Annotated in this window: 15 protein-coding genes; 7 read left to right on the forward strand and 8 right to left on the reverse strand. The window is 67.0% G+C overall.

Features of this window, described 5'->3' with window-relative positions:
- Positions 1–53: 53 nt before the first annotated feature.
- The gene (locus CHRYSEO8AT_RS04560; protein ID WP_159846863.1) at positions 54–1,070 is read right to left on the reverse strand and encodes an adenosine kinase; all 1,017 of its coding nucleotides are present in this window, start codon (positions 1,068–1,070) and stop codon (positions 54–56) included.
- Positions 1,071–1,162: 92 nt separating this feature from the next.
- Here CHRYSEO8AT_RS04560 and CHRYSEO8AT_RS04565 point away from each other — a divergent pair, with 92 nt between their 5' ends.
- A complete protein-coding gene (locus tag CHRYSEO8AT_RS04565) occupies positions 1,163–2,035 on the forward strand; it encodes a RimK family alpha-L-glutamate ligase (RefSeq protein ID WP_159846866.1) in 873 nt (290 codons plus the stop codon).
- Here the strand turns inward: CHRYSEO8AT_RS04565 and CHRYSEO8AT_RS04570 are convergent.
- Positions 2,032–2,484 (reverse strand): chemotaxis protein CheW, encoded by a 453-nt coding sequence (locus tag CHRYSEO8AT_RS04570; RefSeq protein WP_159846869.1) that lies wholly within the window; start codon positions 2,482–2,484, stop codon positions 2,032–2,034. The genes CHRYSEO8AT_RS04565 and CHRYSEO8AT_RS04570 overlap by 4 nt on opposite strands.
- Complete coding sequence (locus tag CHRYSEO8AT_RS04575; RefSeq protein WP_236547421.1) at positions 2,484–3,992, reverse strand: PAS domain-containing methyl-accepting chemotaxis protein; 1,509 nt, start codon at positions 3,990–3,992, stop codon at positions 2,484–2,486. The genes CHRYSEO8AT_RS04570 and CHRYSEO8AT_RS04575 overlap by 1 nt, the downstream gene beginning before the upstream one ends.
- A 247-nt stretch (positions 3,993–4,239) precedes the next feature.
- On the opposite strand from CHRYSEO8AT_RS04575, the gene CHRYSEO8AT_RS04580 reads away from it, so the two are divergent.
- Positions 4,240–4,656, forward strand: coding sequence for a MarR family winged helix-turn-helix transcriptional regulator (locus CHRYSEO8AT_RS04580; protein WP_255451502.1), 417 nt, complete (start codon positions 4,240–4,242; stop codon positions 4,654–4,656).
- On the opposite strand, the gene nth is transcribed toward CHRYSEO8AT_RS04580, so the two are convergent.
- A complete protein-coding gene (gene nth / locus CHRYSEO8AT_RS04585) occupies positions 4,653–5,399 on the reverse strand; it encodes an endonuclease III (RefSeq protein WP_159846889.1) in 747 nt (248 codons plus the stop codon). The two genes, CHRYSEO8AT_RS04580 and nth, sit on opposite strands and share 4 nt — an antisense overlap.
- Positions 5,396–6,697 (reverse strand): NAD(P)/FAD-dependent oxidoreductase, encoded by a 1,302-nt coding sequence (locus CHRYSEO8AT_RS04590; protein WP_159846892.1) that lies wholly within the window; start codon positions 6,695–6,697, stop codon positions 5,396–5,398. Before CHRYSEO8AT_RS04590 ends, nth begins: the two co-directional genes overlap by 4 nt.
- A 134-nt stretch (positions 6,698–6,831) precedes the next feature.
- Between CHRYSEO8AT_RS04590 and CHRYSEO8AT_RS04595 the strand changes: the two genes are divergently transcribed.
- The 5 genes from CHRYSEO8AT_RS04595 to CHRYSEO8AT_RS04615 are packed head-to-tail and all read left to right on the forward strand — an operon-like array spanning position 6,832 to position 11,442.
- Entirely contained in the window at positions 6,832–7,926 is a 1,095-nt protein-coding gene (locus tag CHRYSEO8AT_RS04595) for an HlyD family secretion protein (RefSeq protein WP_159846895.1), read from the forward strand.
- A complete protein-coding gene (locus tag CHRYSEO8AT_RS04600) occupies positions 7,923–9,533 on the forward strand; it encodes a DHA2 family efflux MFS transporter permease subunit (RefSeq protein WP_159846897.1) in 1,611 nt (536 codons plus the stop codon). The genes CHRYSEO8AT_RS04595 and CHRYSEO8AT_RS04600 overlap by 4 nt, the downstream gene beginning before the upstream one ends.
- Positions 9,533–10,153 carry a TetR/AcrR family transcriptional regulator gene (locus CHRYSEO8AT_RS04605; protein WP_159846900.1) on the forward strand — a complete coding sequence of 207 codons (621 nt, stop codon included), beginning with the start codon at positions 9,533–9,535 and terminating at the stop codon, positions 10,151–10,153. The genes CHRYSEO8AT_RS04600 and CHRYSEO8AT_RS04605 overlap by 1 nt, the downstream gene beginning before the upstream one ends.
- Positions 10,154–10,201: 48 nt before the next feature.
- Complete coding sequence (locus tag CHRYSEO8AT_RS04610; protein WP_159846903.1) at positions 10,202–10,975, forward strand: creatininase family protein; 774 nt, start codon at positions 10,202–10,204, stop codon at positions 10,973–10,975.
- Between the two features lie 50 nt (positions 10,976–11,025).
- Complete coding sequence (locus CHRYSEO8AT_RS04615; protein ID WP_236547422.1) at positions 11,026–11,442, forward strand: phasin family protein; 417 nt, start codon at positions 11,026–11,028, stop codon at positions 11,440–11,442.
- Between the two features lie 91 nt (positions 11,443–11,533).
- On the opposite strand, the gene CHRYSEO8AT_RS04620 is transcribed toward CHRYSEO8AT_RS04615, so the two are convergent.
- The 3 genes from CHRYSEO8AT_RS04620 to CHRYSEO8AT_RS04630 all read right to left on the reverse strand — a co-directional run bounded on the left by CHRYSEO8AT_RS04620 (position 11,534) and on the right by CHRYSEO8AT_RS04630 (position 13,727).
- Positions 11,534–12,274 (reverse strand): alpha/beta fold hydrolase, encoded by a 741-nt coding sequence (locus tag CHRYSEO8AT_RS04620; protein ID WP_159846906.1) that lies wholly within the window; start codon positions 12,272–12,274, stop codon positions 11,534–11,536.
- 122 nt (positions 12,275–12,396) lie between these two features.
- A complete protein-coding gene (locus tag CHRYSEO8AT_RS04625) occupies positions 12,397–13,011 on the reverse strand; it encodes a MarR family winged helix-turn-helix transcriptional regulator (RefSeq protein WP_159846909.1) in 615 nt (204 codons plus the stop codon).
- Positions 13,012–13,106: 95 nt separating this feature from the next.
- Positions 13,107–13,727 carry an inner membrane-spanning protein YciB gene (locus CHRYSEO8AT_RS04630; RefSeq protein WP_159846912.1) on the reverse strand — a complete coding sequence of 207 codons (621 nt, stop codon included), beginning with the start codon at positions 13,725–13,727 and terminating at the stop codon, positions 13,107–13,109.

Genomic DNA, 13,727 nt, shown 5'->3' on the forward strand with positions numbered 1-13,727 from the left:
GCTGAAGAAGCACCGCGCCATCTCCCCAAGAAGTGGAGAGGAGACGGTGATTTCTAGATCTTCAACCCGTGCTCGCCGGCCAGATCGGCCAGTTTCACCATCGGGCGCGGGCCCCAGTGGGCGATGACTTCGGACGCCGCCAGCGAGCCCAGCTTGCCGGCCTCTTCCAGAGTCAGGCCGCGCGCGACGCCAAGCAGGAAGCCGGCGGCGTACTGGTCGCCGGCGCCGGTGGTGTCGATGACCTTGGCGACCGGATAGGCGGCGACGACGACGCGCTCGTCGCCCTTGATCACGACCGAGCCGTGCTCGCCACGCGTGACGGCGGCGATCTCGACGATGGCGGCCAACTTCGCGGCGGCGGCGTCGAAGTCTTCGGTCTCGAACAGGGCGCCCAGCTCGGCCTCATTGGCCAGGACGATGTCGGCGGACTGGGTGATGAAGTCCAGCAACTCGGCCCGCCAGCGGGCGACGACGAAGGTGTCGGACAAGGTGATGGCGACCTTGCGGCCCGCCTTGTGCGCGGCGGCGGCGGCGCGCTCGAAGGCGGCGCGGGCGGGCGCCGGGTCGAACAGATAGCCTTCCAGATAGACGATCTCACTGGAGGCGATCAGAGCCTCATCGATGTCGTCGGCATACAGCTGGTTCGCGGCGCCCAGGAAGGTGGCCATGGTGCGCGCGCCGTCCGACAGGACGTTGATCAGGCAGCGGCCGGTGCCGAAGCCCTTGTCCGCCCCGCCCGTCAGGACCGGGGTGGTGAAGTGGACGCCGGCGGCGCGGATGTCGTGGCTGAACACCTCGCCCAGGGTGTCGTCCGCCACCTTGCCGATATAGGCCGCGCGACCGCCGAACGAGCCGACGCCCGCCACGGTGTTGCCGGCCGAACCGCCCGAGGCCTCGACGCCCGGCGCCATGGCGTCATACAGGGCGGCGCTGCGTTCGGCGTCGACCAACTGCATGGAGTTGGGGGCCAGGTTCTGGGCCGTCAGAAAGGCGGCGTCGCAGGGGCTGAGCACGTCGACGATGGCGTTGCCGACGGCGCAGACGTCATATTGGGCGGTGTTCTGGGTCATGGTCGCGCCTTAGCGGGTGAACGACCCCGCGTCATCCAAAATCATATAAGGAAGCCCTTATATGCTCGTCCCCCCTTCGATATGAGGATCTCATGACCCAGATCGCCGTCCTGATCCCCGATCCGTCCGACCGCTCCTATATCGGCCGTTGGCCCGAGGTGCTGGAGCGGCTGAAAGCGACGCTGGAGAGCACGGGCGCGGCCGTCGTCGCCACGCCCTGGACCGATCATGTCGAGGATGCCTCGGGTCTGGCGGCCTATGACCTGATCCTGCCGGTCATCGCCTGGGGCTATCACCGCGACCATAGGCGCTGGCTGAAGGCCTGTGCGACTTGGACCGAGGCGGGGCTGCCGGTCGCCAATCCGGCGCAGGTTCTGCTCTGGAACTCCGACAAGGCCTATCTGGCGCGGCTGGCGGACAAGGGCGTGCCCATTCCGCCCACACGTTGGACCGACGGCGTGATACAGGATCAGGTGGACGCCGCCTTCGCCGAGACCGGCGCGCCGCTGCTGATCGTCAAGCCGACCGTGTCGGCCGGGGCGTTTCGCACCCTGCGTCTGGCGCCCGGCCAACCCTTGATCGATGCGCCCGAAGGCGCGGCGATGATCCAGCCCTATCTGAAATCCATCGAGACCGAGGGCGAGACCTCGTTGCTGTTCTTCGGCGGCCGGTTCAGCCATGCGGTCAACAAACGCCCCGTGCCCGGCGACTTCCGCATCCAGATGCAGTTTGGGGGCCTTTATACGACCGTGACGCCGGACGCCGAGGCCATGGCTCTGGCGCAGCAGGTGCTGGCGGCCATCGACGAGCCGCTGCTGTACGCCCGCATCGACCTGGCCCGCGACGATGCGGGGGCGTGGGTGTTGATGGAGGCCGAACTGATCGAGCCGGACTTCTATCTGGACCACGACCCGCAGAACGGCGCCGGCTTCGCTGAGGCCGTGAAGGCGCGGCTGGAGGCTTAAGCCGCCTCGCGCACCGGGGGCAGCAGATTGTCCAGGTCGAGCAGGCTGATCAGATTGCTGTCGACCGCGAACACCCCCGAGACCACGCTGGGGCCCTGAGCCTCGCCCATGTTCGGCGGGTCCTGACGCGCCGCATCATCCAGTTGCATGATGTCCGACACGCCCTCGACCAGCAGGCCGACGGTGCGTTCGCCACAGCGCACGACCACGATGGCGTGACGCGCGGACGGCTCGGTCGACGGCAGGCCCAGCCGCGAGGCCAGGTCGATGATCGGCAGCACCGTTCCGCGCAGATTGACCACGCCCTTCATATAGGCCGGCGCGCCGGGTAGCGGCGTGGTCGCCGTCCAGCCGCGGATCTCCAGCACCGAGGTTATGTCGATGCAGAAGGCCTGTTCCCCGACGCGGAAGCCGACCAGTTCGCGTTGTCCGGGCGCACGGGCGGTCATCAGAACTCCTCCCAGTCGGACTGGACCGCTGCGGCGCGACCGCCGCCAACGGCCATGCGCGCCCGAGCGGGCGCGGCTTGGGCGCGGGCGAAGCTCTCGATCCGCGACTTCATCTGCTGCACGGGGGCCTTGTGAATGGGCGTCGGAGCCGCCGCGACCTGGCTGGTCTCGAACCGTCCGACCAGTTCGGCCAGTTCGGCGGCTTCGCGGCTGAGGCTCAGGCTGGCGGCCGTCGACTCTTCGACCATGGCGGCGTTCTGCTGGGTGACCTGGTCCATCTGGTTTACGGCGGTGTTGACCTCGGCCAGGCCGACCGCCTGTTCCTGGGTCGAGGCGCGAATTTCGCTCATCAGGGTGGTGATTTCCTCGATCCGGCCGGCGATGCCGGTCAGGGCCTCGCCCGACTGCCGCACCAGAACCACGCCGTCCTTGACCTGGCCGCTGCTGGCCGAGATCAGCGTCTTGATCTCCTTGGCCGATTCCGCCGAGCGCTGGGCCAGAGCCCGGACTTCCGACGCCACGACCGCAAAACCGCGACCGGCCTCGCCGGCCCGCGCGGCCTCGACCCCCGCGTTGAGAGCCAGGAGGTTGGTCTGGAAGGCGATCTCGTCGATGACGCCGATGATCTGGCCGATCTGATCCGACGATCGTTCGATCTCGCCCATGGCGGCCACGGCCTTCTGGACGACCACGCCGCCGGTCTCGGCCTGGGTCCGGCCCTGCGTGACCACGACGTCCGCCGCCTGGGCATTCTCGGCCGTCTTGCGGACGGTCGCAGTGATTTCATCGAGGGCGGCGGCGGTCTCTTCCAGACTGGCGGCCTGTTGTTCGGTGCGGCGCGACAGATCTTCGGCGGCGCTGCTGATCTCGTGGGCGCCCGACTGCATCGATCCGGCGTTGACGCCGATCACGCCGACGGCCTCGTCCAGCGCAGACATGGCGCGGTTGAAGTTCTCGCGCAGGACGGCGTAGTCGCCGGGGAAGTCTTCCTGGATGCGATAGGACAGGTCGCCCGACGCCATGGCCGACAGACCCTTGGCCGTGCCTTCGACGATAGCGGCCTGAACCTGGGCGGACTGGCGTTCCACCTCGGCGCGCCGTTCGCGCTCTTCCTCGACGGCGGTGACGTCCATGGCGAACTTCACGACCTTGTAGGGACGGCCTGCGGTATCGAGAATGGGATTGTAGCTGGCCTCGATCACGACCCGATGCCCGCCCTTGCCGTAGCGGATGAACTTTTCCGAGACGAACTCGCCAGCGTTGAGCCGACGCCAGAACTCGGCGTAGGCCGGGGTCTGAGCTTCTGCAGGATCGACGAACATGCGGTGGTGGCGGCCCACGATCTCGCTGAGGTCGTAACCGACGACGGACAGGAAGTTGGGGTTCGCGTCGCGAATCGTGCCGTTCAGATCGAACTGAATGACGGCCTGTGACCGCTCCACCGCCGCCATCATGCTGCGCAGTTCGACTAGCGCGCCGTCGTCTTTGGGTTTGTCGAAAAGGCGCAAGAGCAAGACCTTTCATGGATCAATCGAAAGGTCTTCGCATGCAAACCGTTCAAGACAGGTGTCAGCATGATTAGCGCGCTAACCCTCAACCTGAAGGGGAATCAGTTCTTGTGATCGGATGTGAAACCTTAAACGTAAAAGTGGCCGCCTAGTATCCGGTTCATCGGGGTCGATCTTGCCAGTTTTTTCCGTCGCTTCGGCGTCTTCGCCTCGCGAGGCCATGCAGTTGCAGGTCGCGATACAGGTCATGGTGACCGCCCGACGGTGGAAGTCCCGGGTTGCCGATTTGTTTCGAGAAGCAGGCCACACAGGCGCGCCCACCTTGGTTCTCTACCATCTCAAGGACCACCCCAAGGGGCTTACGCTGTCCGAATTGTCGGCGCGTATGGAGTTGTCCGGGGCCTCTCTGACCCGGCTGGTCCAACGGTTGGAACGGGACGGCATGGTCACGCGTCGTCGCATGGTCGGCGACGGTCGATCGTGGCTCATCGCCATGGAACCGTCCGGCCACGCTGCTTTAGGCGCATTCGATATCCATGCCGCCGCCATGCGTCAGCGGATGTTCGAGGGCATATCGGACGACGATCTGGCTGCTGCCCTCAGGGTGCTGAAGGTCCTGTCGTCGAAGCTGACCCACGGCCCCGACGCCGTCAGCCTGCCCTAAGCCGCCTCGCCCAGCGCCAGCAGCCCGGCTCGTGAGGGACACAGGTCGGCGATGAGGCATGACAGGCATTTGGGCTTCCTGGCCGTGCAGGTGTAGCGGCCGTGTAGGATCAGCCAGTGGTGCGCCTTGGGCAGCCATTCTTCCGGCACGACCTTGAACAGCTGGGTCTCGACCTTGTCCGGCGTTGCGGCGTTGGCTAGGCCCAGCCGGTGCGAGACGCGAAAGACATGGGTGTCCACCGCGATGGCCGCCTCTATCCCCAGTTCGTTCAGCACCACCGAGGCCGTCTTGCGCCCCACGCCGGGCAGGGCCTGAAGATTGGCGCGGTTCAGCGGGACCTCGCCGCCGTGCTGCTCCAGAACGATGCGGCTCAGGGCGATGACGTTCCTGGCCTTGCCGCGATAAAGGCCGATGGAGGCGATGTAGGGAACCAGCCCCTCTTCGCCCAAAGCCAGCATCTTCTGCGGCGTGTCCGCAACCTTGAACAGCCGGTCGGTCGCCTTGTTGACCGAAACGTCCGTGGCCTGGGCCGACAAGGCGACGGCGACGACCAGGGTGTAGGGATTGGAGAAGTTCAGCTCGGTCTTGGGGTCGGGCATGACGCCCGACAGGCGTTCGAAGATGGTCTCGACCCGGTCCTCGTCCGGCGGCCAGCGCAGCACGGGAATGGACGCGCCGGTCATGATGGACGGGCGTTTGGCGGCCGGCTTGGCGGCGAGCTTTCGGGCCTTGGCGGGCTTCATGCCTCGCTGTCGCCGTCGTCGCGACGCGGGTCAAGACCCAGGGCGATAAGGGCCGCATCGGCCGCCCGCTGCCCCTCCATCCAGGCCCCGTGCGCCGTGCCGTAATAGACGGGCGCCGTCGCCTCGCCGGCCAAGAAGATCCGGTCCTCGACCGAGGTGCGCAGTTTCGCCCGGTCTGCCGCATGGCCCGGCAGGGCGTGGGAATAGGCGCCGCGCGACCAGGGATCGACACCCCATCCACTGACTGCGACCGCCTCCAGCCGTCTGCGCATGTCCGAACCCAGGGCCGCAACCAGTTCGGAGACGGCGAAATCGAACAGGGCGGCCGGGCCTTGCGCCTCCAGCCCCCAGGCCAGGTCGGCGCCGAAATAGGCCTCGATCATCGGACGCCCGAATGGCCGCAGGTGATAGCCGCCCGTTTCGGCCGTGTCGGTGCGGGTCCACAGCTGGGTGTCAGGCTGGAAATCGCCGGCGCCGCGCACCGTCATATGCACCTTGGACGCCAGGCCCAGGGGCACGCCCGCCGTCGCCTCAAGCAAGGCGGTAACAGGCGGGTCGATGCGGACGGTCTCGGTCGCGATCAGACTGTTGGGCACGGTCAGGATCACGATCCGCGCGGTCAGTTCGCCCCGGCTGGTCTCCAGCCGCAGCACCGGACCGGAACGGTCGATCCGCCGCACGGCGCAGTCCGTCACCGTGACCGACGACACGGCCTCGCCCAGACGCGCGATCAGGCGGCCGTATCCCTCACGAACCCGCCAGTTCACGCCGGTGTCGCCATAGGCGTCGTAATCGAGGCTGGAGACCTCAGCGAAGCGCGCGCCGTTCAGGGCGCCGGAGATGGCGTCCATCCGCGCGTTCCAGCGGCTGTCGGGATCGAAGAAATCGGAGGCGGGGCGGTCCTCGCCCCGCGCGGCCGCCTCGGTGACGCGCTGGTCAAAGGCGGCGAAGGCCTCGCCGAACGCGGCCTGATCCGCGCGGGTCATCTCGTGATCGAAGGCCTGGGTGCGCCAGGGCGGCGGGGTCTGATCCAGCGTCAGCCCCTCGGCCTCTACGTGGCCCGCCAGGACATTGTCGTCGGCCGAGTGCAGCCAGCCGCAGCCCATGTCCAACCCCTCGCCCTCGGCCCTGAGCGTCCAGGCGCGCCCGCCGATGCGGTCGCGGGCCTCCAGCACCAAAATCGACAAACCCGGCCGCATCAGGCGACGTGCGGCGGCGATCCCGGCCGCGCCGGCGCCGATCACGACGACGTCGACCTGTGACGGAAGCGGATTCGAGGCCTTGGGGAGATCGGTCATGCAGCGGGAAAGATACACGAAATCCCCCGCCGCCGTCGGCGTCTTCAAACATTCGTACGATGGGTCATTGATTTTTGGACGGCGGGGTCCATTTTAGCGCCGCTTCAAAACGTCGCACCCTCCCCGGATGTCCCATGTCGCCTGAACTCAAGAAACGCCTGCCGCTGATCGCGGCGGTCATCGTCGGCCTCGCCCTGATCGTGGGCGGCGTGATCTGGTGGGTGAACGGCCAGCGCTGGGAGACCACCGACAACGCCTTCGTCCAGGCCGACACCACCCTGGTCAGCCCGCAACTGTCCGGACGCGTGACCGAGGTTCTGGTCGGCGACAACCAGCGGGTCGAGGCGGGACAGATCCTGGTCAAGCTAGACGATTCCGACCAGAAGGCCGAACTGGCCCAGGCCGAGGCCAATCTGGCGGCCGCCATCGCCTCCGTCGGCCATGTCGACGCCCAGGCCGAGCAGGAACAGGCGACCATCGCCGCCCGCGCCGCCGCCGTGACCCAGGCGAACGCCCAGGCCGGTCTGGCCCGCGCCGAGGTCGATCGTTACGGCAAGCTGGCCGAACAGGGCTGGGTCTCGCAGCAGCGCATCCAGACCGAACGCGCCTCGGCCGCCACCGCCTCCGCCAGCGTTCAGCAGGCCCAGGCCGCCCTGGTCGCCGAACAACGCACCGCAGGCGTGCTGGGCTCGACCCGACAGCAGAGCGTCGCCGCCGTCGAACAGGCCCGCGCCGTGGTCGATCAGGCCCGAATCGCGCTGGAGCGCACCGTCATCCGCGCCCCCGCCGCCGGCGTCGTCGGCGCCCGCAGCGTCCGCGCCGGACAGTACGTCAATGCGGGGACCCAGCTGCTGTCGATCGTGCCGCTGACCCAGACCTATATCGTCGCCAACTTCAAGGAGACGCAGCTGGACAAGGTGCGCCTGGGCCAGACCGTCGAGATTTCGGCCGACGCCTTCCCCGGCCGCAAGATCGAGGGCCGGGTCGACAGCTTCGCCCCTGCCACCGGATCCGAGTTCGCCCTGATCCCGGTCGAGAACGCCACCGGCAACTTCACCAAGATCACCCAGCGCGTGCCCGTGCGGATCGTGGTCAGCGGCGCCGACCGCAGCCTGGCCCTGCGTCCCGGCCTGTCGGTGGACGTCAAGATCGACCTGAAGAGCCAGGGCGGTCAAAGCTTCGGCGAGGCCGCGATCGGGGCCGCGACGACGGGAGCCGCAGGCCAGTGACCGCCGCCAACCCCGCCACTGACGGCGGGGCCCCTGCCGCGCCCAAGGGCCCCGTCGCCGGCCATCCCGAGATCAACTGGACCATGCTGCTGCTCGGCTTCGCCGGGATGGTGGTGGGCCAGTTCATGGCCATTCTGGACATCCAGATCGTCGCCGCCTCCCTGCCCCAGATCCAGGCCGGGGTCGGCGCCTCGGCTGACGAGATCAGCTGGATCCAGACCGCCTATCTGATCCCCGAGGTGGTGATGATCCCGCTGTCGGGCTTCCTGTCGCGGCTATGGGGGACGCAGCGGCTGTTCCTGGCCTCGTGCGCCGGCTTCGTGCTGATGAGCATCGCCACCGGACTGTCGTCATCCATCGACATGATGATCCTGTTCCGGGCCATCCAGGGCTTCGTCGGCGGGGCCATGATCCCGACCGTCTTCGCCGTCGCCTTCACCGCCTTCCCGCCGGACAAGCGGGTCACGGCCAGCGTGGTCATGGGCCTGATCGTCACCCTGGCGCCGACGGTCGGCCCGACCCTGGGCGGACACCTGACCGAGTGGTTGAGCTGGCGCTGGCTGTTCTTCATCAATGTGGGCCCAGGGCTGCTGGTGCTGTTCCTGGTCGGTCGGTATGGCAACTTCGACAAGGGCGATCCGTCCCTGGCCAAGGGCTTCGACTGGTGGGGCCTGGGCTTCATGGCCGCCTTCCTGATGTCGATGCAGTTCGTGCTTGAGGAAGGGGCCAAGAACGACTGGTTCGACGACACCCATATCCTGCTGCTGGCGGTGGTCGCGGCGGTGGCCGGGCCGGTCTTCATCTGGCGGTCGCTGACCTATCGCCAGCCGATCGTGGAGTTGCGCGCGTTCGGCAACCGCAACTTCCTGGTCGGTTTCATCATGACCTTCATCGTCGGTTTCGCCCTGTTCGGCGGCACCTTCCTGTTGCCGTTGTTCCTGGGCCGTGTGCTGCACTATTCCTCGTCCGAGGTCGGCACCACCATGGTCGTCTCGGGCCTGGCCATGTTCGCCACAGCCCCGTTCGCCGGGCGACTGGTGCGCAAGATGGACGCGCGCATCCTGATGTTCGGCGGCTTCATGCTGTGCGCCTGGGGTATGTGGGAGGCGCGGATCGTGACGGAGAATTGGGGCTTCTGGAATTTCGCATCGATCCAGGCGTTCCGGGGCGTGGGCGTGATGCTGGCCATGATCGCCTCGCAACAGGTGACGATGGCGACACTGCCGCCGCACATGGTCAAGAACGCCTCGGGCCTGGTCAATCTGGCGCGCAACGTCGGCGGCGCCTTCGGCCTGGCGATCCTGAATACCAGCCTGACCACCAACACCGCCCTGCACATGGCCGAACTGACCAGCGCGATCAGTGAAGGCGACCAGGCGATGCGGCAGATGATGGCGGGCATGGCTCAGAGGTTCGCCGGCTCCATCGACCCGGCGGCCTCGGCGATGAAGGCCATCTACGGCATCCTGCAACGTCAGGCGACGACGATGGCGTTCGGCGACGCCTTCGCCTTGCTGGGCATCCTCTGCGCGGGCGCCGCCTTCGTCACGCTGGCGGCCCAGCCGGTGAAGGCCCAGGCGGGCGCGCCGCCCTCGGACGTCCACTGATGGCGCGCCGTCGCGGTCAGGTCGATGAAAAGAAGAGCGAGGCGATCCTGGACGCCGCCGCGACCCTGTTCGCCGACAAGGGGTTGCAGGCCAAGATGGACGAGATCGCCAAACTGGCCGGCGTCTCCAAACAGACGGTCTACAACCGCTTCGCCTCCAAGCTGGAGATCGCCCAGGCCCTGGCGTCGAAGCGGGTGGAGGACATCATCGCGCCCCTGCGCGGGACCGGCGATCCGCAGACCGTGCTGGAGACCCTGGCCCTGACCTTGCTGGACCGAGTGTGTAGCGCCGACAAGGTCGGCTCGATGCGCGGCGTGGCCCTGGTGTCCGTCGAAGCGCCCGAGATCGCCCATGCCATCTATGAGGCCGGCCCGCGTCGCAGTTTGCGTGAGGTGTCGCTGTGGCTGGCGGAACAGACGCGGCTGGGGCGGCTGGATGTCGCCGATCCCGAGGAGGCGGCCGAGATGTTCTCCGGTCTGGTGCTGGGCCACGGCCATTTGCGCGCCATGCTGGACGTGCCGCAACTGGCGCCAGAGAAGCGCGCGGCGCGGGCCAGGGAGGCGGCGAGGATCTTCGTGGTCGCCCATGCTCCGCGTCCGTCCATGGCGAAGACTTCTTGACCCTGCCGCGTTAGAAGCGCTGGTGTTTTGTAGCCTGAGAGTGTCGCCATGCTGATCCATCTGTCGTCCTGGCCCGAAATCGACGCCCGGCTGAACGACGGCGGTCCGCTGTCGAAGACGGTCGTCGTGCCCATCGGCTCCAACGAGCAGCACGGACCGACGGGCCTTCTGGGCACCGACTGGCTGTGCCCCGAGATCATCGCCCATGCGGCCGAGAAGACCGACGGCGGTCTGATCGTGGCGCCGACCTTCAACATCGGCATGGCCCAGCATCATCTGGCCTTCGCCGGCACCATCAGCTTGCGCCCCTCGACCTTCATGGCCGCGATCACGGACTGGGTGTCATCGCTGAGCCGGCACGGGTTCGAGCGGATTTATTTCCTGAACGGCCACGGCGGCAATGTCGCCACTATCGAGGCGACCATCTCGGAGATCTATTCCGAGTGGAGCTTCGTCGAGGATCAACCGCCGTTTATTCTGAAGCTCAAGAACTGGTGGGATCTGCCCGGCGTGCATGGCCTGTGCAACCGCCTGTTCCCTACCGGCCATGGAATGCACGCCACACCGTCCGAGATCGCGGTGACGCAGGCCGCCTACCCCGAGCGGATCAAGACCGCCGACTACAGCCCGCAGATCGCGCCGAACGGCCCGATCCGCGACGCCCTGGACTATCGCGCCCGCTTCCCCGACGGCCGTATCGGCTCGGACCCGGCCCAGGCCAGTCCCGAAAAGGGCCAGCAGATCATCGACGCGGCGATCCCCGCCCTGTTGAGCGACATCGCGGCCTTCGCCGCAGAGACTGAAGCCGGAGGTCCTCACTGACCCGCAAGACCCCCACAGCCGCCAATGCGGCCATCGTCGGCGCCGAACTTTTGGCCGCATCGGCCGAGGTGATCGCGGCCCGCACCGGCCTGATGGCCCAAGGCCTGACCAGCGCCAAGGGGCAGGACCTGAAGGAGCTGTCGCTGATGAGCTCGGAGAAGGCCGAGGCCCTGTCCGCGTCGGCCGGCGCCGTGTCCGCCAGCGCCGGGGCCATAGGCCAGCGGCTGGGACGGGCGGCGATGGACGAGGGCGCGCATGCGCTGCGGGCGGCGGCCGCGGTCACCCAGGCGCGCACGCCGGCCAAGGCGGCCGAGGCTCAGTTCAACTATGCGATGGGCTGGTGGAGCCGGGCGGCGGCCCAGGCCATGACCCTGAACGGCGAACTGATGAAGGCCCAGGCCGAGGCCCTGGCCCCGATCCACAAGACGGCGACGGCCAATGCGAAACGGCTGCGCAAGAAGAGCTAGCGCCTACAGGCAAAACGAAGCGCAGGCGCCGCAAGCGGACATGCCTATGGTCCGAAAAGGGTGGAAAGCGGAGGTCGGCGGCAGGCGGTTTTCAATTCTTCTCGAGGGCTTGCCGGATTAAAGGCGCGTTCTCCCTGCCATGCCCGATCACGGCAGTCAGGTGATCGCCTTCTGTCCAAAGCATCTTCCACCTGTACTGGGCGGCCAGCGTCTGCATAGACATTCCTCTCGGGTCGTCACGCCCACTCCAGAGCAGCACCGGGCACGCACATTCGAGCAGCACCTCTGCCGCGCCGTCGAGGTCACCCATCGCCTCCCATGAGGCGCGCAATCCAGGCTCGTTCTCGGCTGTCACCCACGCGACGAGTTCAGGGGCGGTCGCCCGGGCCATGCTGAGCACCCTTGCAAACGGGATTGGCCCTTTTACCTCGGCGGGAAGCCCCGCCGCGATGCCCTGTACGGGATTCCATCCGCCCAGGGTCACGGAGAGCAGGCGGTCAGGTATGGCTCGCGCCAATCCGACGGCGGTCCATCCCCCCATAGAATGACCTACGAGATGTAAGGTTTCGGCTCCGACTGCGTCGAGAACGGCAACGACTTCACCGGCACGACACGTAAGTTGGTACGCGTCGGAAGCGCTCGGTTTATCACTTTGGCCGTGACCCAAGGCGTCGATCAGAACGACGGTGTAGCCGTCTGCCAGAGTTTGAGCGAACCCGCCGTCTCGCCAGCAAGCTGAACTCAGCAGGTGACCATGCAGCAGAACCACGACCGGTCCACTGCCTTGAACCGTATAGAAGATACGGTGTCCGTCGTGTTCGGCATAAGCCATGGCTCGACCGTCGCCCAATCGGGCAAAGTCCGCAATGGGACGTGAACCATCTTCAAGATCGCGCCGACAACCGGACCTTCAAAATCCTCGCCGCGGCGAAGGGCTGGATGAAGCGGCCAATCTCACGCCGTTTCGACGACCTTGAGCTTGGGCTTCTTGACCTTGGCGGGCTTGGCCGGGCGGTCGGCCTTCTTGGCGGCTTTTTCGGCCTTCTTGGCTTCTTTTTCGACCCCCTTCAGCGCCTTCTTGGCGGCCTTGGCCTCGGCCTTGGCGGCGTCGGGGGCGGCGTCGGCGGCGGCGGCCAGCTCGGCTAATTGAGCCAGGAAGGTTTCGCGCTGGCCCTTGGGCAGCAGGGCCATGATCCGCTTGTCGGCGGCCTCGACCAGCGGACGGGCGGCCTCCAGCCGGGCGGCCCCTTCCGTGGACAGACGAACGGCCTTGGCGCGGGCGTCCAGGGTGGAACGTTCCCGCTCCAGCAGGCCCTTGGCCGTCATGCGGGTGACAAGGTCGGCCAGGGTCGAGCGGTCGATGCCGGTCATGCGCACCAGTTCGGTCTGGGTCAGGCCGGCCTTGATCGACACCGCCTCCAGCACCGCGAACTGGCGCTGGGTCAGGCCGTCGGCGCCGGTCTCCTCGGCATAGATGTCGAGCGACAGTTGCAGCGCGCGGTGCATCAGGTGGCTGGGGGAGGTCGCCAAAGGCCCGACCTTCCGTATCGCTTTTCCAGCCTTCACCATCGCACCGCTCCCCTTAAGTTTCGTCCGAACACGTATCAGCTATGCTTTACGATTTGACGGGAAAAGCGCGTCGGTTCCGTGACAGTTCGCCAGAACTAAAGCCCCGTATCGGGCGAGACGGGCGCAGGCTCCTCGTCCTTGATCATGTGTTTCATGATGAAGAAGACCTGCCAGACGCCGAAAACGGCCGAGGCGATCCACAGGCCGCCGCGGAAGGCGACCCATGTGTCGTCCGACTGAGTGCGCCAGACGATCTCGTTGACGATGCAGACGGCCGCGAAATAGAGGCCGTAGCGCAGGGTCAGGCCACGCCAGCCCAGGTCGGTGATCTTGATCGCGTCGCCCAGCAGATATTTGAACGGGTATCGACCCATCGGCAACGAACCCAGCAGCACGACCGCCAGAAGACCGTTCTGAATCGACAGCTTGATCTTCAACAGGTTCGGGTCGTGGAACACGATGGTCAGCACGCCGAAGATCAGGGCGAAGCCGCCCGTCAGCAGGGGCAGGGGCGCCAGGCGCCGTTCCACCGCATAGCCGACGATCAGCGCGATGGCCGAGGCCCCGACCAGCACCCAGGTCGCCTGGACCAGGGCCTCCTGCCCGTCCAGGCCGCGTGCGAAGCGGTTGACAGCATAGGCGACCATGAACGCCAGCAAGGCGCCGAAGTCGACGGCCTGGCGGATGTTGGAGGCTTTGCGCGGCGTCTCGGTCAT

The organism is Brevundimonas sp. G8 (assembly GCF_902506205.1).
Lineage (GTDB): Bacteria > Pseudomonadota > Alphaproteobacteria > Caulobacterales > Caulobacteraceae > Brevundimonas.